The organism is Mesorhizobium album (assembly GCF_033977205.1).
Taxonomy (GTDB): Bacteria; Pseudomonadota; Alphaproteobacteria; order Rhizobiales; family Rhizobiaceae; genus Mesorhizobium; species Mesorhizobium album.
Genome location: NZ_JAVIIW010000055.1, coordinates 1 through 17,781 on the forward strand (window position 1 = coordinate 1; position 17,781 = coordinate 17,781).

At 63.2% G+C, this 17,781-nt stretch carries 27 protein-coding genes and 1 pseudogene; 15 read left to right on the plus strand and 13 right to left on the minus strand.

What is annotated here, in order from left to right:
- Positions 1 to 371 precede the first annotated feature (371 nt).
- Positions 372 to 794 carry a DoxX family protein gene (locus tag RFN28_RS29985; RefSeq protein WP_320290799.1) on the plus strand — a complete coding sequence of 141 codons (423 nt, stop codon included), beginning with the start codon at positions 372 to 374 and terminating at the stop codon, positions 792 to 794.
- Between the two features lie 34 nt (positions 795 to 828).
- Here RFN28_RS29985 and RFN28_RS29990 read toward each other — a convergent pair whose 3' ends face one another.
- The 8 genes and pseudogenes from RFN28_RS29990 to RFN28_RS34965 all read right to left on the minus strand — a co-directional run.
- Positions 829 to 1,245: a hypothetical protein gene (locus RFN28_RS29990; protein ID WP_320290751.1), complete on the minus strand. Its 417-nt coding sequence runs from the start codon at positions 1,243 to 1,245 to the stop codon at positions 829 to 831.
- Between the two features lie 72 nt (positions 1,246 to 1,317).
- Complete coding sequence (locus RFN28_RS29995; RefSeq protein ID WP_040975155.1) at positions 1,318 to 1,623, minus strand: hypothetical protein; 306 nt, start codon at positions 1,621 to 1,623, stop codon at positions 1,318 to 1,320.
- A 64-nt stretch (positions 1,624 to 1,687) separates the two neighbouring features.
- Entirely contained in the window at positions 1,688 to 2,293 is a 606-nt protein-coding gene (locus RFN28_RS30000; protein WP_320290752.1) for a hypothetical protein, read from the minus strand.
- A 251-nt stretch (positions 2,294 to 2,544) separates the two neighbouring features.
- Entirely contained in the window at positions 2,545 to 2,901 is a 357-nt protein-coding gene (locus RFN28_RS30005) for a hypothetical protein (RefSeq protein ID WP_320290753.1), read from the minus strand.
- Between the two features lie 145 nt (positions 2,902 to 3,046).
- The gene (locus RFN28_RS30010; RefSeq protein ID WP_320290754.1) at positions 3,047 to 3,316 is read right to left on the minus strand and encodes a hypothetical protein; all 270 of its coding nucleotides are present in this window, start codon (positions 3,314 to 3,316) and stop codon (positions 3,047 to 3,049) included.
- A 198-nt stretch (positions 3,317 to 3,514) separates the two neighbouring features.
- Positions 3,515 to 3,976: a hypothetical protein gene (locus RFN28_RS30015; RefSeq protein WP_320290755.1), complete on the minus strand. Its 462-nt coding sequence runs from the start codon at positions 3,974 to 3,976 to the stop codon at positions 3,515 to 3,517.
- Between the two features lie 128 nt (positions 3,977 to 4,104).
- Complete coding sequence (locus RFN28_RS30020) at positions 4,105 to 4,437, minus strand: hypothetical protein (RefSeq protein ID WP_320290756.1); 333 nt, start codon at positions 4,435 to 4,437, stop codon at positions 4,105 to 4,107.
- Positions 4,438 to 4,636: 199 nt separating this feature from the next.
- A pseudogene (locus RFN28_RS34965) lies at positions 4,637 to 4,747 on the minus strand (glycosyltransferase family 25 protein); the annotation flags it as partial.
- A 792-nt stretch (positions 4,748 to 5,539) separates the two neighbouring features.
- Here RFN28_RS34965 and RFN28_RS30025 point away from each other — a divergent pair.
- The 7 genes from RFN28_RS30025 to msrA all read left to right on the plus strand — a co-directional run bounded on the left by RFN28_RS30025 (position 5,540) and on the right by msrA (position 8,422).
- On the plus strand, positions 5,540 to 6,277 hold the full coding sequence (locus tag RFN28_RS30025; protein ID WP_320290757.1) for a glycoside hydrolase family 108 protein: 738 nt from the start codon (positions 5,540 to 5,542) through the stop codon (positions 6,275 to 6,277).
- Positions 6,274 to 6,477, plus strand: a complete 204-nt coding sequence (locus RFN28_RS30030) for a Pam3-gp28 family putative phage holin (RefSeq protein WP_320290758.1) — start codon at positions 6,274 to 6,276, stop codon at positions 6,475 to 6,477. Before RFN28_RS30025 ends, RFN28_RS30030 begins: the two co-directional genes overlap by 4 nt.
- A 104-nt stretch (positions 6,478 to 6,581) precedes the next feature.
- Positions 6,582 to 6,821, plus strand: a complete 240-nt coding sequence (locus RFN28_RS30035) for an ABC transporter permease (protein ID WP_320290759.1) — start codon at positions 6,582 to 6,584, stop codon at positions 6,819 to 6,821.
- The gene (locus RFN28_RS30040) at positions 6,806 to 7,000 is read left to right on the plus strand and encodes a hypothetical protein (RefSeq protein ID WP_320290760.1); all 195 of its coding nucleotides are present in this window, start codon (positions 6,806 to 6,808) and stop codon (positions 6,998 to 7,000) included. The genes RFN28_RS30035 and RFN28_RS30040 overlap by 16 nt, the downstream gene beginning before the upstream one ends.
- Positions 7,000 to 7,323, plus strand: coding sequence for a hypothetical protein (locus RFN28_RS30045; RefSeq protein WP_320290761.1), 324 nt, complete (start codon positions 7,000 to 7,002; stop codon positions 7,321 to 7,323). The genes RFN28_RS30040 and RFN28_RS30045 overlap by 1 nt, the downstream gene beginning before the upstream one ends.
- A 142-nt stretch (positions 7,324 to 7,465) precedes the next feature.
- Positions 7,466 to 7,702: a hypothetical protein gene (locus RFN28_RS30050; protein WP_320290762.1), complete on the plus strand. Its 237-nt coding sequence runs from the start codon at positions 7,466 to 7,468 to the stop codon at positions 7,700 to 7,702.
- A 201-nt stretch (positions 7,703 to 7,903) separates the two neighbouring features.
- Positions 7,904 to 8,422 carry a peptide-methionine (S)-S-oxide reductase MsrA gene (gene msrA / locus RFN28_RS30055; RefSeq protein ID WP_320290763.1) on the plus strand — a complete coding sequence of 173 codons (519 nt, stop codon included), beginning with the start codon at positions 7,904 to 7,906 and terminating at the stop codon, positions 8,420 to 8,422.
- A 116-nt stretch (positions 8,423 to 8,538) separates the two neighbouring features.
- Here the strand turns inward: msrA and RFN28_RS30060 are convergent, their stop codons facing one another.
- Positions 8,539 to 8,733 (minus strand): hypothetical protein, encoded by a 195-nt coding sequence (locus RFN28_RS30060; RefSeq protein WP_320290764.1) that lies wholly within the window; start codon positions 8,731 to 8,733, stop codon positions 8,539 to 8,541.
- A 171-nt stretch (positions 8,734 to 8,904) separates the two neighbouring features.
- On the opposite strand from RFN28_RS30060, the gene RFN28_RS30065 reads away from it, so the two are divergent.
- Positions 8,905 to 9,174 carry a hypothetical protein gene (locus RFN28_RS30065; RefSeq protein WP_320290765.1) on the plus strand — a complete coding sequence of 90 codons (270 nt, stop codon included), beginning with the start codon at positions 8,905 to 8,907 and terminating at the stop codon, positions 9,172 to 9,174.
- A gap of 47 nt (positions 9,175 to 9,221) precedes the next feature.
- Here RFN28_RS30065 and RFN28_RS30070 read toward each other — a convergent pair whose 3' ends face one another.
- From RFN28_RS30070 to RFN28_RS30085, 4 genes are all read right to left on the minus strand, one after another.
- Entirely contained in the window at positions 9,222 to 9,767 is a 546-nt protein-coding gene (locus tag RFN28_RS30070) for a PAS domain-containing protein (protein WP_320290766.1), read from the minus strand.
- A 513-nt stretch (positions 9,768 to 10,280) separates the two neighbouring features.
- Positions 10,281 to 10,769 (minus strand): GFA family protein, encoded by a 489-nt coding sequence (locus RFN28_RS30075; RefSeq protein ID WP_320290767.1) that lies wholly within the window; start codon positions 10,767 to 10,769, stop codon positions 10,281 to 10,283.
- A gap of 155 nt (positions 10,770 to 10,924) precedes the next feature.
- Positions 10,925 to 11,215 carry a hypothetical protein gene (locus RFN28_RS30080; protein ID WP_320290768.1) on the minus strand — a complete coding sequence of 97 codons (291 nt, stop codon included), beginning with the start codon at positions 11,213 to 11,215 and terminating at the stop codon, positions 10,925 to 10,927.
- Positions 11,216 to 11,265: 50 nt separating this feature from the next.
- Complete coding sequence (locus RFN28_RS30085) at positions 11,266 to 11,433, minus strand: Thivi_2564 family membrane protein (RefSeq protein ID WP_320290769.1); 168 nt, start codon at positions 11,431 to 11,433, stop codon at positions 11,266 to 11,268.
- Positions 11,434 to 11,578: 145 nt separating this feature from the next.
- On the opposite strand from RFN28_RS30085, the gene RFN28_RS30090 reads away from it, so the two are divergent.
- The 6 genes from RFN28_RS30090 to RFN28_RS30115 all read left to right on the plus strand — a co-directional run bounded on the left by RFN28_RS30090 (position 11,579) and on the right by RFN28_RS30115 (position 17,758).
- Entirely contained in the window at positions 11,579 to 11,713 is a 135-nt protein-coding gene (locus RFN28_RS30090; protein ID WP_320290770.1) for a hypothetical protein, read from the plus strand.
- A gap of 99 nt (positions 11,714 to 11,812) precedes the next feature.
- Positions 11,813 to 11,977, plus strand: a complete 165-nt coding sequence (locus tag RFN28_RS30095; RefSeq protein WP_320290771.1) for a DUF3309 family protein — start codon at positions 11,813 to 11,815, stop codon at positions 11,975 to 11,977.
- Between the two features lie 539 nt (positions 11,978 to 12,516).
- Positions 12,517 to 13,743, plus strand: coding sequence for an anion transporter (locus RFN28_RS30100; RefSeq protein WP_320290772.1), 1,227 nt, complete (start codon positions 12,517 to 12,519; stop codon positions 13,741 to 13,743).
- A 432-nt stretch (positions 13,744 to 14,175) separates the two neighbouring features.
- Positions 14,176 to 15,189, plus strand: a complete 1,014-nt coding sequence (locus RFN28_RS30105; protein WP_430679212.1) for a LacI family DNA-binding transcriptional regulator — start codon at positions 14,176 to 14,178, stop codon at positions 15,187 to 15,189.
- Positions 15,186 to 16,703 carry a sugar ABC transporter ATP-binding protein gene (locus RFN28_RS30110; RefSeq protein ID WP_320290774.1) on the plus strand — a complete coding sequence of 506 codons (1,518 nt, stop codon included), beginning with the start codon at positions 15,186 to 15,188 and terminating at the stop codon, positions 16,701 to 16,703. The genes RFN28_RS30105 and RFN28_RS30110 overlap by 4 nt, the downstream gene beginning before the upstream one ends.
- Positions 16,703 to 17,758, plus strand: coding sequence for an ABC transporter permease (locus RFN28_RS30115; RefSeq protein WP_320290775.1), 1,056 nt, complete (start codon positions 16,703 to 16,705; stop codon positions 17,756 to 17,758). The genes RFN28_RS30110 and RFN28_RS30115 overlap by 1 nt, the downstream gene beginning before the upstream one ends.
- Positions 17,759 to 17,781: the final 23 nt, after the last annotated feature.

A 17,781-nucleotide genomic window follows, 5' to 3' on the forward strand; every position in this document is an offset into this window, starting at 1 on the left:
TCAACAATGGCCGCTACAGAATCACACGTGATTCCAGCCCTTCAAGCCCCTTTCGCAGCCCCACCTTCCGCTTGACATCCCACAGACGCAAATGTGTGCGCACGCTAGCCCCTTGTGGGAGAAGGTGGCCGAGCGAAGCTCGGACGGATGAGGGGTGTTGGACGGAGCACTACCTTGAAGATCTAAGCGCTTAAAATTGCTAGGTCTTTTTAGGCCGCGTTTCTTCCAACACCCCTCATCCGTCTCGGCGCTGCGCGCCGATCGACCTTCTCCCACAAGGGGAGAAGGGGAGAAAAATTTCCCACCCCTGTCGGAACCATCGCCCGTCCTCCGTCCTTGGAGCACATCAACCGCTTCAACCTGGAGGGAACATCGTGGAACCGCAATCGACCTGGCAGACCGCCGCCATTCTCATCGCCCGCCTGATCTTCGCCGCCATGTTCGCGATGGGGGTGGCTTTCAAATTCACGGATATGGGCGCCACCGCCGGCTACATCGCCGCTGCCGGCTTTCCATTCCCGCTGTTTCTGGCCTGGTGTGCCGCGATCCTCGAAACGCTGCTGGTGATCGCCTTCCTGACTGGCGCTTTCTTGACCCCGGCAGCGTTGATCGGCGCGGTCTACGTCATCTTCCTCGGCTTTGCCTTCCACGGCCCATCGCACTGGGCCTCGAACCAGGCTGAGTTCGGCGCCTTCATGTCGCATTTCCCCTTCGCCGCCGGCTTGCTCTTCGCGGCCGTCCACGGACCGGGCAGCGTGCTAGCCGTTAGGCAGAGTTGGCCAGGCGGGGCGTGAGGTTTACGAAATCAGCCGCGCGTCAAAGGGCTCATTACCGGAAAACGTCAGCTGGGTTGGAATGGCGGTATCGTCGCAATGCCAGGAAGCCCGTCACGCCGGTGACGAGGGGAATAATGGCTCCGCCATATATCCAAGGCTTTGCTGCCCCGATGTCGCCATCCCAATAAGCGTTGGCCATGAAAAGGGTCACATTGGAGACGACGAAGGAGAGCAGATACTCTCCTGCAAAAATACCGCTCAGGACGATAAACCGAGGCATGAACCGTGTTGCTGGGGCTGCGATGGCGACAACCAGGGAGACAATAAAGCCTAAAACTAGCGGACTAGCCGGGTTGTGTCCCACATTAAGCTTGAGGAAATAGACTTGAGAGAGGACAAGCAGTCCGATCAAGGTTGCCAAAGCTAGGGCGACGATGTCGATAAGTAGCCACTTCAACCAGTAGTTCATCAGTCCCCCCGGATCTTCCAACCCAAACATAAACCGGATTCTTGGGCTGACGCTAGCTTCTGGAAGACAGGCTCACATCTGGTCGTTGTAAGGCTCCTTCATCTGGCCGACCATACGCGCCAGCTTGGAGAAGGACGGCATGTCCGCCTCCGGCTGGCACTGGTTGGCGAGCTCGAGCAGGCGGATCGGGAAGTTGACGGCGTCGCGGCTCGACGCCGACATGCCTTCGGACCGGTCCTCACCGGTCTCGACGGCCTCGGCCTTGCGCAACGCGATGTCGATCTCCTCGACCGTCAGCACCCCCTTGCGCACCAGCACGTGGTTGATTGCGGCGACGGCCATCAGCAGGCCCTCGAGTTGCAGATTGGCGACGTTCATGGCGTTTCCTCCCATTGACCTCGCCTCAAAAACGCACGAACGGCGTTTCCGATCCGGGGAGCCGCTATTGCAGCCTTTTCAGCCTGAGGGCAGCTTGGGTGGCAAGGGCTTTGTCGATCATCCACTCATCCGAGGGCGCGGTCCAACCGCGAGCCGACGACAGCCGCTGATGGATATGATCAGTGAGCAGCCACTGCCTCACCAGGTGAACCGCCGGTGCATCGACATAACTCCAATAGGCGCGCTCGACCGGATCGGCCTCGAACAGGCTGCTCCTCACCAGAAACGTCGCCAGCTGTAACGTTGCTTTCATTGACGGCGCCGCTTGCCATGTATCGAGCATTGCCGACAAACTGAGATCGAGGATGGCGATTTCGCATATCCAGTCCTCGGCATCATCCCCGTCATCGGGATGCCCCTCGATCGCTTGCGAAAAGGCTCGGGCAAACAACGCTCGGATCGCTCCACGTTCGGCGTCCGGCCAATCCTGCCACTGGGCCATCTTCAGGCGTTCGGCAATAATCGGCGGATCGCTGCCCGGCCAAAGCGACTCGCGAACGGCCTGTTCCAGGATGCGCGGCAGAAAATGCTTGTAGTCAGCGACATCGCCGACTGTCGTCATGGCCCAGCCTGCGTAGGGACCGATCTGCTCTCCGGTCAGTTCGCGCACGGCGCCGAGGTCAGCGTAGCAAGGATCGCCACGGGATCCCGGAGCGGCGAAGCATGGAGGCTACGCGGCGGCGGGTAGGGCGCAAACGCATCGTAGCAATCGTCGATCAGGCGCTGGAGTTCGAGCTGCATGGCGGCCAACGGGCAGTTAAAGCATGTCTCCCGAAAGTGGGAACCGGTTTCGGGACAAAGACATGCGCAAAATCAAAAACCTAAAGCGCATGGAGCGAATCTGAAAGATCGCGACGCGATTTAGTCCCTGCCTTGCAGGATACGCACGAAGCGGCTGTTGTCGGCAGTCTGGGAATGGATGCCCTGAATGTCGCGATAGGTAAGGCGGCCGCTCGCCCACGCATTGAAGAACCGATTGCAGAAGGCGTCCGGAACACGGGCGATACTGACCTTCATCAGCTTCGCCACGGTCTGCCTGTCCTCCAAACGGCGCGATCCGATTTGCTTGGTGCAATCGGCGATGATTCCTCGCTTGAAGGCAGGGCTGCCCCGCATCGCCGCTTGCGCAGTGTTCCATTGGCCTTCTTTGGCGCTTGTACACCCGGCCAGAAGTGAGGCGCCGAGCAGCACCGCGCCAAAACGCATTTCGAAACGCATCTGTCCTCCTGAAATCAAATCGCGCCCGAACCGAGCAAAATTCCATGACGCGAACAAGGCGGTTCAGATGAGTTCGAAGTAAATAACCTGGTCCACTGCGACGATTTCTCAGTGAAAGCAGCCGCGAGCCGGGCGCCGGCGAGGTCTAAGCCTCCATCAGGCGTTCGCCATATTCGCTCCAGAGCTGCTTGACCTCACGGCTGCCGAGCGGCGGCGTCGAGCGGTCGCCGTAGGAGATGGCGACGGCGCTCAAATCGTACTGGCCGTCGGCCTCGGCGATGAAGCGGATGGCCTCACCGAGCGGTCTTGAATGAAAGATCGGATTCGCCTGGCCCCGGCCCAGGCTGCGAACGCCCGAAATGCTTGCTGGCACATGCCGCATCCGAAAAACGGATGCCATGGCAGGTTTGTCCATGCCCGCTCTCCGCGATTCCAATGGGCAGATGATTCCATAAGGTCCGGCTAATGACCAGACTGTGCAAAGCCTGGTCCACGGCCCGGCGTTTCCGGCCAGGACAGCAAGGTAACGATGAGACGGCAAACGGCTCACGCCCGTCCGGCACTTCCTGCCGGATCGGCGAGTAAGCGACGAGACGGCAAGCCGTCTCGCGCTTTAGCGGCTCCAGTGGCTCCAGCGGCGGAACCAGTCGGGGTCCGGCTCCGCGCTTCTCGCCATAGCGAGACCGATCAGCACGCCGAACAGCCCGCCGATCGCAACCGCGGTCGAGATGGTGCCGGGGTTGTGCTGCACCGTTTCGGATACGCTATGCGCCTGGGTGCGCAACTGCCTGGCCGCACGCGAGGCGCGGTTTGAAGCGCCGTGGTACAAGTCCGAGGCGCTGTCGGCGGCGCTTTGATACCAGCTATTGGCTGTCTCGTCGGCTTGGTCGGCGAGCATGCGGTTGAGCCGGCTCACCTCGCGCTTCAGTTCAGCGATCTGTTTCTTCATCGCCTCCTGGGAAGCGCCCGAAGACCGCGCGCTGTGGCGCGGCGCGCTTCTGCTGCGCGCGGCGCTCGTCCTGCCCTTGCCGTTGCCTCTTGCCGGGCCGGATGTGCCTATGTCGTTGTCTACCATCGGGTTTCTCCCTTTTCTTTTTTTGTTGAACGGCCGGGACGGTCCATGGTTCCCCGCTGGTATCCGCGTCCACCAAAGCAAGGGCCGTGGGGCGAACTCCACGGCCCCGGAGGAACGACGCTCAAATGCTACTTGCCGCAGTTCTTGTCGTTGACGGTCGGCGCGGTAGTCCCGGGCGAAAGGTTGCTGGCATCGGGCTGCGCGCCCTGCGGGCCCGCCGCGCAGTTGCGGTCGGCGTTCGAGTTCATCTCGTTGTTCACGGCCGGGCTTCCGGTGATGCTGCCGGTCGTGCCCGGATCGACGGAATCGGGATTGGGGACGACCGTCTGGCTGGTGCCGCCGGTCGTGTCGCTTGTGCTGCCTGAACTCGTGCCTGAGCCCATGTGGCCGGCACCCGCGGCCATCGCCGCCGTGGCAAGACCGATCGTGAGCACCGAAGCCGCAAGGATTGTTTTCAACATGATCTTCTCCTTTTCTTAGCGAAAGGTCGTCACGTCGCGAGGTCGTCGCGCCGCGACCAGGGGCCAACCGCTCGCGCCGCGCATGGTTCCGACAAAAAAGCCCCTGCGGCGACCTGTCCCAATCAAGCCGCTTTTGGCGGCCCGGCGTTCGCGGTGGTCGGGCATCGGCGCCATAGTGGTCTGAACCTTCAGCGATGATTTGCCAGCATTTGCGATGGCTGAGAAAGCATCCGACTTCCGGCTTGGTAAGACGTCGTGAAGCGGGAAACGAAGCCTCGGTGGAAGCGTCAACCGCTGGGGATCCGCTCAAACCGAACGCTGATCTTGGCGAATTCTGACGCCATGTGAGTCAGCCGGTCTGCTGACCTGTTAAGGTTAATTACTAGGCACTTCATTGAATTCCGCGTCATTCCCAGACGTCTTGTAAAGCACAAGGACTTCGGCATGACCAGATACTTCGCTAACAGCTCCAAGGTAGCTGCCGCCACCAACCTTCAACACAACCGTTTCAAGGAAAATGCGATAGACCGCGAAATTCCAGCGAGTGCTTGCGCTCGTCCTGAATTCAGAAGGCGGTCGGGCAAATCTCACCGATTCAGGCGAGACCACTATGATGGCCGCTCAACTATCAGGCCTATGGGCTGGTCGAGCATTCCGGCAAAGGCACAACCCCATCTGATGGGAGGTGCCAGACCTGTCTCAGATCGTACGTTCCGCCCCACACCCCTCAGCCTGCCTCACCCCACCCGTCCCGTCGCACTCCGCGCAGCGCACACTCACGCCGGGACACCTGTGCTGATGCGTGCCTGCCGGACAGCAATGGCCGTTGGAACTGCGCCATCGCGGGCATTCGAAGATCGTTCCGGTGCCGCCGCAACCCTGGCATTCGCCTGTTTCTGATAACGCCGAACCCATTTGCCCCAACCCCTTCGGCACTGCCTGGCAGTGCCGCAACCCTACCCAACGAACCGGCGGGTCCCCACCCGCCATCTCCTGACATTACCTGACGGCAATTAAGGTTTTTCTAAAGCAGCAAAACCTTGCGAATGCAATTCGCCGGCAAAATTTCCCCACCCAATCCGCATGCCAAGGAGCCTCCCCAATGGACCGCAATTTCCAGCGGGCGCTCGCGCTCGTGCTCGAATCCGAAGGCGGCTGGTCGGACAAAAAAGCCGATCCCGGCGGCGCCACCATGAAGGGCGTCACACTCGCCAATTTCCGCCGCTACGTGAAGGCCGATGCCTCAAAGGCCGACCTGGCGAGGATCACGGATGACCAGCTCGCCACCGTCTACCGGCGCTTCTATTGGGATGCCTTCGCCGGCTCCGAGCTGCCCGACGGCATCGACTACGTCGTCTTCGACTTCGCCGTGAACAGCGGGCCGGGCAGGGCGGCCAGATATCTGCAGGCCGCGCTTGGTGTTGCTGAGGACGGCAGGATCGGCCCTGCCACGCTTGCCGCGGCGAGGGCGAAACCCGCCGGCGTCGTCATCGACACGCTGTGCGATGCGCGGCTCGCCTTCCTGCAGCGGCTGCCGACCTGGCCGACCTTCGGCAAGGGCTGGAGCGCGCGCGTCGCCTCGGTGCGGGCCAAGGCGCTGCTTCTTTCCGCACAGCCTAAAGCGCCGTTCCAGCCTTCGGCTCGTCCGCCGGCACCCGCTACGGGCAAGCCGGCCGCCGGCGCCTCTGGCGACAAAGGCATCTCGTCGGCCGCTCCGCCGGCTCCGCCATCGCCCGGCAAGGCGGCCGCCGTTTTCGCTTTGATCGCGCTGGCGCTCGGCTCGGCCGCCGCCTGGATCGCGCATCTTCCCTGCAATCTGCTCGAAGCTTTCTGCCAATGATCGCCGTCATCATCCGCATCGCCTTGCGCTATGGCGCCGGCATCCTCGTCGCGCGCGGCCTGCTCGGCGCAGGCGACGCCGCGGCGCTTTCGGCCGATCCCGACATCCAGATGGCGCTCGAAACCGGCATCGGCCTGGCGCTCAGCCTCGCCACCGAGGCCTGGTACGCGCTCGCCCGCAAATTCCACTGGTCGAAATAGGGGGACAAAATGGTCGAAGTCTTCACCGAACTCATCCGCCAGGCCATGCCTTGGGTCATCGGCGCGCTGCTCCTCATCGGCGCCCTTGTCGTGTGGTGGCTGGCATGACGGCGCTCCTGTCCTTTCTCTCCGGCAACCCGGCGATCCTTGGCGTGCTGGCGTCCTTCATTGGAGCACTTGGCTGGGGCTTTCACCAGCGGCTGGCCGGCGCCAAGGCCGAGCGCGCCAGGCAGGCGGCCGGCGAAGCCGCGGCCCGCGATATCGCCGACCAGGTCGACAACGATATCGGCGCTCTGCCCGCCGATGCGGTCAAGAAGGAGCTGAAGTCATGGGCAAGGGACTGATCATCGCCGCCTTCGTTGCCGCGCTCAGCGGCTGCACCACGGCCAGAGGCGGCTTCTGCGCGGTGTCTTCACCGCTGCGCCTCTCCGGCAGGGCGGTCGATGCGCTGTCGGACGAGGAGGCGAGGGCGCTTCTCGCCCATAACCGCAAGGGCGAGAAGCTCTGCGGCTGGAGGCCGTGATGCACGACATCTTCGATCTGCTCGGCATCAAGGGCCAGGTGGTGGCCGCAGGTCTCGCCGGCGGGGTGCTGAGGGCACTGTCGCGCCACCGCTACAAGATGCGCGAGATGATCGCCTCCCCGATCTGCGGTGCGCTCGCCGCCGCCTATCTGACACTGCCCGCGGTCGCATGGGTCCAGGCCAGCGGCGTGCCGATGCCCGACGCAGCCGACGACACCACCACACTTGCGGCAGCGTTTCTCATTGGCGTTTCGGCCACGTGGATATCGGACATCGTGTTCGAGGTGGTGGTGCGCCGGTTCAGGCCGGCGCCGGAAGAATGAGGGTGGCCTTGTACTGCCGATCGCCCGATCTTCGGCGACTTCGAACCCGGCAAAAGATTCTCCCAAAACTCCGTGAACCAATTCGCCCCGCCATGCGACGCATGGGTGCAAATGAACACCATCTACCCATGGAGATTTTCCGATGACTGCAATCCTGCGCAATGCACTTCTCGCCGCCGTGGCCGTGTCGGCGCTGGCTGGCTCCGCGATGGCCGGCCAGCAGATCTACGAATGCGACAACACTCCGACCAACAAGCTCTGGGCCGGCCGCTGCTGCGGCGTCGGCGACGCCAACTGCCTCGGTGGCGAAAGCAAGGGGCATGACCGGGGCAATCCCGGCAGAGGCGATAATGGCAGGGGCGACAAGGGGCCCAAGTGAGGCCGACCTCAGGCTTCCGATGCTCGCCGATTTTGCACGACCGGCGAGCGTCGGCAGAAATCCAGCGCCGCGTTTGGTTGCGTTCCTTTCCAGCCACCCTTTTCCGATCGCCCTTTTCCAGCCGCCCTTTCCAACCGCTTGAGCGGCTGGAAGAAGCAGGCCACAATCCCCACCTATGGAGAAATCCAAAGGAGGTTTGACATGGCTTCTTCCGAACGCGCGGTCCTTGCCGGCGGCTGCTTCTGGGGCATGCAGGATCTGATCCGCCGCTTCCCAGGCGTGATTTCCACCCGTGTCGGCTACAGCGGCGGCGACGTTCCCAACGCGACCTACCGCAATCACGGCACCCACGCCGAGGCGATCGAGATCGTCTTCGATCCGACCAGGACCAGATTCCGCACCCTGCTCGAATTCTTCTTCCAGATCCACGACCCGACGACCCGGAATCGTCAGGGCAACGATGTCGGCACGAGCTATCGCTCGGCGATCTTCTACACCAGCGACGAGCAGAAGCGGGTGGCCGAGGACACCATCGCCGATGTCGACGCCTCGGGCCTGTGGCCCGGCAAGGTCGTCACCGAGCTCGCGCCGGCCGGTCCCTTCTGGGAGGCCGAGCCCGAGCATCAGGATTATCTGGAGCGCTATCCCAACGGCTACACCTGCCATTTCGTCCGGCCGGGCTGGAAGCTTCCGGTCCGCGAAAAGGCGGCTGCGTCATAAAAATCAGCGGCTACGCGCTGTAGCCCGTTGACCAGGATTTAAGCCCGCCGTGCCAAAAGGCATGGCGGGCTTTTTGCGTTCCGGGCGTTACAGGTCCCGGATCGCCGCAGGCGGACTCAGCCCTTGGCCCGGCGATTCTCGTTCTCGTGGCTGCCGATCCATTGGGCGCGGATGCGGTCGCTGGCCTCGAGATAGGCCATGTCGATGAGATAGGTCAGAAGCTTTTCACCATCGGCCTCAGCCCTCTGGCGAAGCTCCCGCAAGATCCCCTGCGCAAGCTGCAGGTTCTCCATTTTGCTTGGCTGATCCATTGGTGCCCCCAATGTCTGTATCGGAAGTTTGACTCACTATACTTGTACGAAGATTGTGGTCTGATTAACAGCGAAGCTTTATCCCGGTTGTACCGGCGCGCCAGGTCGAAGGAGCCGTTGGACATCCTCCGGAATTGTCGATATTTTTGCGACCCCAATCGGACCGCGACCATGCACGAAGACGAGGGCAGCACTCCCGACAAGTTGCAAGCCATGCTTGACGTGGTTGCCAGGAGCGAGCCCGCGGGCGGGAGCGGACAGGTCGATGTCGGCAGGCTGAAGGCCGACGCCGCCAAGGCGGCTGATGTGCTGATCGAATTCTACGGCGATGCCGCGCTCGAGAGAGCCAGGCTCATCGAGCGCCGATCCCCTCAGTCGCATTTCGCGCGCATGGTGACGGCCGAGGTCGGCAGGCGCCGCAAGATCCCGTCCAGAAGCTAGCCCAGAAACAGGCAAAGAAACCGGCAAACAAACTGACGAAGCTTGCCTCAGGACGATTTGCGCCTCCTCGATTTCTCACCCAGCCTCTGCTGGATTTCTTCCTGGATGTTGTCGAGGAGGTAGGACAGCATGTCGTGCCCGATCGACTGCGCGATTTCCTTAGCCTGCTCGACATGGTCGTGGATTTCGCGCAGCGAGCGTTCCTCGCTCCCGGCATCCTGCGTCAGGTCGACGAACCAGCCGGGATAAAGCGCCGCCTCGCCCGTGCCATCGACATAGCATCGGCCAACGGCCAGGATCTTGCGCAGCCCCATCTTCTGCGAGCGAACCTTGTAGACTTCGCGGAAGCCCGACCTGCGCTCGATCGCCTTGCGGATCGCCAGCCGAACCCTCGGCTGGTCTTCGCGTTCTATGCTTTGCATCCACCGTTCCAGCGGCGCGCCATGCGAGAACTCTTCGAGCGTCAGGTCGAAATAAGCGGAAAGATTCGCGTCGCCATAGATGCGGTCGCGTTTGATATCCCAAGTCCAGAACCCGTCAATCGGTGGATGCCGCATGTGCAGGTTGCGGCCGCGTTCAGGCGCCCACGTCATGAAAACCGCCCCGTTCGGTTTCAAGAGTCGACGATACTATGTCGCAAAACAGCAAAGAAACAAAGGTGGTCTTTTGTATGAGGCTGGAAATCCTAGGCATGCTGCTTGCTCGCAGAGCCTGGAGGCATAGTTGCCGTGACCAGAAATACGAATGAAGAAAAAAACGTCTCTAGTTAAACGATTTTCTCGCCGCTGTCGCGACTAAAGCTTGTATTTCGCGCGATAAGCAAAAGCCCATGAACTCGAAACAACCTCGAAGGTTGTATTCGCCTGGAATCTCAGCCAGTGGTGGACATTGCAAGGCCGGCGCGGCAATGCTGGTTGTTGCCTGAGCCGCGCCGGCCAGAGCGGCCTCCAAAGGTTTGCCGCGCGGGGAATGCTAGCGGCCGTTGTCACACCGGCAAACCGACCTGCGGTTGAAAATGCGCGAATTCCAAAAGAAGAAGGTGCTCCGCGCTCAGCGGTCGGCCTTTTCCTGGTGTGTTGCCGGCCGGTTGGGGACCGAAGCTTTGTTTAGCTAGGGCTTAGGCCTTGCCGGGCGTCAGGACCTAGGCCGATTTCCGTTGCGGCTCCCGCCCCATTTTCCGGTTCGCCGGCATCGGTCGCCGAATCGCCTGCGGTCCTGTCGTGCTCGAACTGGCGCGCCTCGGGCAGGGGATGCAACCAGTGCTCGCGTCGGCCGATCCACAGTTCGTAGCTTGGCTCCAGCCCTTCCGTCGGCGCGATATCCAGGCTGCCGATCATCACCTCGACCTCATCCTCGCCGACCGTTGGCAGGCGGCTGCCGCAGGTCGGACAGAAGCTGCGCCCGCCATAGGTGCTGGTGATTCCCTCGCATTCGAATGCGTTGCGCGGCCAAATTGCAAAGGCCTGATAGGCCGACCCGCTCGTTTTGCGACAGTCCTTGCAGTGGCATAGGCCGACCCTCAGCGGCTCGCCGGTCACCCTGAACTGGACGCCGCCGCACAGGCAACTGCCGCTGCGCACGATATCGTTGGACATGGCCGTTCCTCCTTGTCCCACGTCACAACCCGAAATCCCGCGCGATGCGAACCTATTTCCGAAGAGTCCTGGCATCGCCGCCGGGCTGCTGTCGGGCTACAATTCCTGCCGGGCCGTGACGGTTCCCAACTTGCCTGGAAAAGGCGAGGCGATTCTCAATCCGGGAAGTCGAGGACCGGCTCCTCGCAACGGTAGACGCGGCACTGGCCGTCCCGGGTCGGGACTGAGATCGACATCGGCACTTCTGGCCAGTCGCACTCATTGCCGTACCGGCGCACGAAACGATCATAGGTGTTGGGCCCGGTGGTCAGCACCGCGGCGTGCCGGCTCTGGATCAGCGCCTGCGTCTCGGCGCAGGTCATAGCGCGCGTGTCGGGCCGGGCGTTGGCGGCGCTCGCGCTCCACAATACCGTGCCGGCAACAAAGGCGATCGACAGGCTTTTCATGGAGACACCGCTTCCAGTCATGGCGTTGCGGTGAAGAATATGGATAGCTGCTAGAACACCGCAAGATATCTGAGCAACGAGACAATGCCGATGATGATGACGACGATCTGGGCGATCTGCCTTGTGCGGCCGTCGAGCGGCAGGCGCTGGATGAGATAAAGCACCAGGATCACCACCAGGAAGGTGATCAGGATGCCGATGAGGATCGATGCACCCATATTGCCTGTCTCCTTCTCGCCCCAAGTAGGCTGCCCCTAACGTTGGCGGAGTGGAATGGTTCCGGGCCGAAAGGGAAGCACTTGACGGGGAACGCGTGGCGGCGTGGTGCGTTATTTAGCATCTTCGAATACTCGAGGATGGAAGATGAAGGATGTCTTTAGCACCGCGGCGATCATCGTATCGATCGCCGTCGTCATCGTGCTCATGTTGATGGCTCCCAAGGGTTTCGAGGCCAATCCGAGCCCCGTCGTGACGTCCGACCAAGCCGGTTTGCGGTAAACAAGATTTCTGAGAATTTTGGCGGAACATGCGCGCCGCCTAAGAGTTCATCTCCACGCAACAGGCGGCGGATCGCACAGTCGAAAGAGAGAAAAAGTCATGAGCCTCGGTACAATTCTTATCATTATTCTTATTCTTGCTTTGCTTGGGGGCTTAAGCGGGCTCGGCGGTGGGCCGTTCTACGGCACAGGTTACTATGGAGGGGGTGGACTTGGCCTTATTCTGGTCATCCTGATCATCCTCGTGCTGCTTGGGCGGCTCTGACTGGCGCCTGACCGATGCCTCATCTCACGGGTATGGGTGCTGCATTTCGATAGCCGCATTGGGCTCCCGGGGAGCCCGCAGGCCACTGCGGGTAGGCGGCTGGCTTCTCGAAACGCGATCCATCAGCGGCCTTGGCCTCCGCCGCATTCGAGGCACACCATACTGTGTCCCGGGCAGTTCGGCCGGTGTGTCCCTTCCGGGCAGCAATGGCCGTTGGAGGCAACCCAGCGTTCGCAAATGAAGACTTTCCTGGCGCCGTGGCAGCGCCGGCACTCCGTCGAGGGCATCAGCTTTTCCTTGGGCGAGACGGATGCTCCCTTCCACGACCGTGTTCATCCGTTTAGTCCCCAACGACTGGATTGTCGGCCCGGTTTTTCGGAAAACATTACATTAGCTATCCGTGATGTAAAAGCTCGGGACGGATGACGAAAGTTTCATCGGTCGATGCTTCCTCTTTGCGCCGCCCTTGCTAAAGGTGGTCCGGCAAGAGCGCCCGAGCAGATTGCGCCGGGCAGGGCAGGCAACGGGGTCTTCCGGCAATGACATGGACCGGCGCGGGCGCGCTTCTCATCCTGGTAGCCACCTATGCCGGCGTCGCCGTCGGCCGCATTCCTGGCTTCAGGCTCGACCGCGCCGGCATCGCGCTGCTCGGCGGTGCCGCCATGATCGCCATTGGCGCGATCGGCATGGAGGACGCCTACCGCGCCATCAATTTCGACACCATCACGCTGCTGCTCGGCATGATGATCGTGGTGGCGCATCTGAAAGTATCCGGCGCCTTCCGGGCGCTCGGCGGCTTCGCCATCGAGCATGCGCACGCGCCCTTCATGCTGCTCGTCATGGTGACGCTTCTGACCGGCTTGCTCTCTGCCTTCCTGGTCAATGACGCGATTTGCCTGGTCATGGCGCCGATCGTCGTCCACGTCACCCGTGTCATCCGGCGCAACCCGGTGCCCTATCTCATCGCCACCTGCACGGCCTCCAACTGCGGCAGCGTCGCCACCATCACCGGCAACCCGCAGAACATGGTGATCGGCGCGCTATCGGGCATTTCCTATCCGGCCTTCACGGCAGCGCTCGCGCCGGTGGCGCTGTTCGGCCTGGTGGCCGTCATCGTCATCGTCCGCATCGTCTACCGTGCCGAATTCTCGCGGCCCGCGGAGCTCAGCCCGGAGGTTTATCGCGGCCGCATGCTGCCGGGACAGGTGCTGAAGGCGACCATCGTCTGCGTGGTGCTGGCCATCGCCTTCTTCGCCGGTGTGCCCGTCGCCAAGGCGGCGCTGATCGCTGGCGCCTTTCTGCTGGTCACCCGCGCGATCAAGCCGCACCGTATCTATCGCGAGATCGACGGGCCGCTGCTCTTCATGTTCGCCGGCCTGTTCGTGGTGGTCGCGGGTGCCGAGCGCACGCTGCTTAGCCCCGACATGATCGCCTGGGCAAAGAATATCGGCCTCGACGACGTCTGGCGGCTCTCCGGCTTCACCGCCGTGCTTTCCAACATCATGAGCAACGTGCCGGCCGTACTTGCGCTCAGGCCCTTCATCCCGGGCCTGGAAAACCCCGAGCGCGCCTGGCTAGTGGTGGCGATGAGCTCGACGCTCGCCGGCAACTTCACCCTGCTTGGCTCGGTCGCCAACCTTATCGTCGCCGAGCAGGCGAGGGCGGCAGGCAAGGAGTTGTCCTTCGCAGCCTTCTTCAAGGTCGGCCTGCCGCTGACCTTGCTGACGCTGGCCTTCGGCACGGCGTGGCTGGCGGTTACTTCGTAGCCGCCGGGAGCCTTCGTCGGGACGTGCAATCGCCTCGGCGTGATGCAACTCGGCCGTTCGCGGTGCCCCTCATCTGGCTGCCGCCATCTTCTCCCCGTGAACAGGAGAAGAGGGCTGGCCGCGATGCCTCCGCTCTTTCCGCGACGCTCGTGATTGGCGAAATCCGGGATGTCGGCGCCCTTCTCCCGGTTCACGGCTGTTCACGGGGAGAAGATGGCGGCAGCCAGATGAGGGGCAGCGCCGACATCGATAAGGAAGCCGCTGTCGCCTCAAACAGCCCTTGGCACGCGCTCCAAAAGAATTTCCACAGCCGATCATCGAATCGATTGCGCAAACGTTTCGATGACTCTATGGTCTCGCCAGATCCGCCGCAGAGCGGACGGGAAACGCAATCAGGGGAGGGGCGCTTGCGGGCACTCCGTTCGGGCCGCCATGCCGACAATGGCTGAAGTCGCGCGCCGCGCTGGCGTATCGGTTTCGACTGTATCGCATGTCGTCAACCGCACGCGCTTCGTCTCGCCAGAGAAGGCGCAGCTCATCAACGACGCCATCGCCGCCATGGGCTACCAGCCCAACGAACTGGCGCGCTCGCTGAAAGTGGCCTCGACAAACAGCGTCGGTCTAGCCATCTCGGCGATCTCCAACCCCTACTTCACCGACATCATCTGCGCCGTCGAAGCCGAATGCGCGCGCCTCGGCCTCATGGTGTTCCTGTCGGATACGCAGGAAGACCCCGACCGCGAGCTTCAGGTGGTGCGCGCCTTCCACCAGCGCCGCGTCGACGGCGTGATCCTCGCGCCCTCCGGCTCGCCTGAGCGCGCGATCGCCTATCTCGCCGAAAAGAAGCTGCCTTGCGTGCTCATCGACCGCTTCGCCGACGACCGCTTCGACCAGATCGGCGTCGAGAACGAGACGGCGATGCGGGCGCTGATCGACCACGTCGCTTCCTTCGGCCACAGGCGCATCGGCTACATCGCAGGTCAGCCGGGCCTTGCCACCACCCGCGAGCGCGTCGACGCCTTCCACGCCTCGCTCGCCGCCAATGGACTTGAGTGCCTGCCGCACTATGTCTCGCCGGAAAATGTCGACACGGCGAGCGCTGCGGCATCGACACATGCGATCCTGTCGCTGCCGGCGCCGCCCACCGCATTGGTCACCGGCAACAACATGACGACGATCGGGGCAGTCCGTGCCATCCGCGAGAAGGGTCTTTCGATCCCGCGCGACCTCTCGCTGGTCGGCTTCGACGATTTCGAATGGGCCGACTGCTTCGAGCCAAGGCTGACACTGGTCGAACAGCCTTGCACCGAGATCGGCAGGCAGGCGGCGGCGCTGCTCAGCGAGCGCATCGCCTCCAGCGACGCAGCGCCCCGCGCCGTGCGGCTGCAGGCGACGCTCAAGGCGCGCCAATCCTGCGCGAGGCCGGCCCACTCGAGGCCGGCATGAGCGCGCCGCTGCTTTCCGTAACCGGCGCCGTAAAGCGCTTCGGCGGCGTGCAAGCGCTGCGCGGCGTCGATTTCGACCTGAAGGCCGGCGAGATCCACGCCCTGCTCGGCGAAAACGGCGCCGGCAAGTCGACGCTGATGAACCTTCTGTCGGGTGTCTACACGCCGGACGAGGGCCAGATTCGCATCGACGGCAAGCAGGTGCATTTCAACAATCCGCGCGAGGCGCAAGCGGCCGGCATCGCCACCATCTTCCAGGAACTCGACCTCGTGCCCTCGCTCGACGTCGCGGCGAACCTCTTCCTCGGCCGCGAGCTTATGCGGCCGGGCGGCTTGCTCGACGTGCCGGCGATGCGCCGCGAGGCCAGGCGGCGGCTGGAGGCGATCGAGCTCGCGATCGACCCCGCGCGCCTCGTCGCCGACCTTTCCATCGGCCAGCGCCAGGTGGTGGCGATCGTCAAGGCGCTGTCCTATGCCTCGCGCGTGCTGATCATGGACGAGCCGACAGCGGCGCTCACCGTCAGCGAGGTCGAGCGGCTCTTCGGCATCATGAGGAAGCTTGCCGCGACCGGCGTCGGCATCGTCTACATCTCGCACCGGCTGGAGGAAGTGCCCGATATCGCCGACCGCGTGACGGTGATGCGCGACGGCCGCGTCGCCGGCATCACCGAGCCGCATGCGCCGCAGGCCGAACTGGTCCGCCTCCTGGTCGGGCGGCCGCTCGACGAGCTTTATCCCGAACGCGCCAAAAGCGCCGGCGAGATGCTGCTCAGCTTGAAGAACGCCAGCTTCAGGCTCGCCCGCGAAAGCGCCGGCTGGCAGCCGCCGGACGGCATCTCGCTCGAAGTCAGGGAAGGCGAGATCGTGGGTCTTGCCGGCATCATGGGCGCCGGGCGCACGGAGCTGCTTTCCGCGCTCTACGGCACCGGCCTTGCCGGCCGCTGGCAGGGCGAGGTCGCGGTCGACGGCCGGCCGGTGAAGCTCGAATCCATCCATGCAGCGCGCAAGGCCGGCATCGCCTTCGTCACCGATGACCGGCGCGGCAGCGGCCTGATGCTCAGGATGGCGGTCGGCCTCAATCTGGTGATGTCGGTGATCCGCCGCATCTCGCCGGTAGGCCTGATGTCGCCGCGCCGCCAGGCCGAAGCCGTGCGGCAGTCCTTCGGCCAGTTCGACATTCGCCCGAAGAACCCGGACATCGCCGTCGGCGCGCTGTCGGGCGGCAACCAGCAGAAGGTGGTGCTGGCCAAGGAAATCCTAGGCAAGCCGCGGCTCCTGCTGCTCGACGAGCCGACGCGCGGCGTTGATGTCGGCGCCAAAGGCGAGATCTACGCGCGGCTCAGGGCGCTCGCGGCGCAGGGGCTGGGCATATTGGTCGCGTCGAGCGAAATGCCGGAGCTGATCGGGCTTTGCGACCGGATCGTGGTGCTGCGCCAGGGGCGCAATGTGGCGGAATTCATCGGCGGCGTCGACGAGCACACCGTGCTTGCCGCGGCAAATGGCAGGGAGGCCTGATGTCGGACCAGAAGATTTCGGTGGCTGCAAGCCCGGCGCCTGCGGTGGCGACGAAGCATCGGGTCGATCCGTTGGCCATCATCGTGCGCTTCCAGAGCCTGATCGGCCTGGTGCTGGTGGCGATCGGCGGCGTCATCTTCTCGCCCCGGCGGCATGGCGAGATCCTGTTCCTCAACCCCGACAACATCGCCAACATCGTGCGCGCCGTGTCGGAGACCGGCATCATCGCCATCGGCATGACCTTCGTCATCATCACCGCCGGCATCGACCTGTCGGTAGGCGCTGTGCTTGGCCTCTCCGCCGTCGTCACCGCCACCATGATGATCTCCGGCGGCTTCGGCCTTATCGCCACCATCCTGGCCGTGCTCGTCATGGGTACCGTCTTCGGCATCATCCAGGGCACGATTTCCACCCGCTTCCGGCTCGAGCCCTTCATCGTCACGCTCGCCGGCCTGCAGGCCGCGCGAGGTCTGGCGCTCGTCGTTTCCGGCAACCAGTACATCAACATTTCCTATGGCGACGGACCAGGCCTGGCGCCGCCGGTGTTCGCGGTGCTCGGCGAGCGTCTGTTCGACAACACTGTGCCAGTGGCGACCATCGTCTTCATCATCTTTGCCGCGATCGCCACTCTGGTGCTCAACACCACCCGCTTCGGCCGCTACGTCTATGCCGTCGGCGGTAACGAGCGCGCCGCGCGCATTTCCGGCGTGCCGGTGTCGATGGTGAAAATCTCGGTCTACGCCATCACCGGCTTTGCCTCCGCGCTTGCCGGCATCGTGCATGCCGGCCAGTTCAACTTCGGCAGCGCCAATGACGGCATGGGCTATGAGCTCACGGCCATCGCCGCCGTTGTCATCGGCGGCACCAGCCTGTTCGGCGGTGCGGGCTCGATGGTCGGCACCGTCGCCGGCACCATCATGCTGGGCGCACTGGCCAACATCCTTCAGCTCAACAACATCACCCCCGCCATGCAGCTGCTCGCGACCGCCGCGATCATCGTCTTGGCGGCAGTGCTTCAATCCCTCGTTCGCCGCCGCGAGGGTTTGGGACGATAGGAGGTCGGCGGCAGCATCCCGCA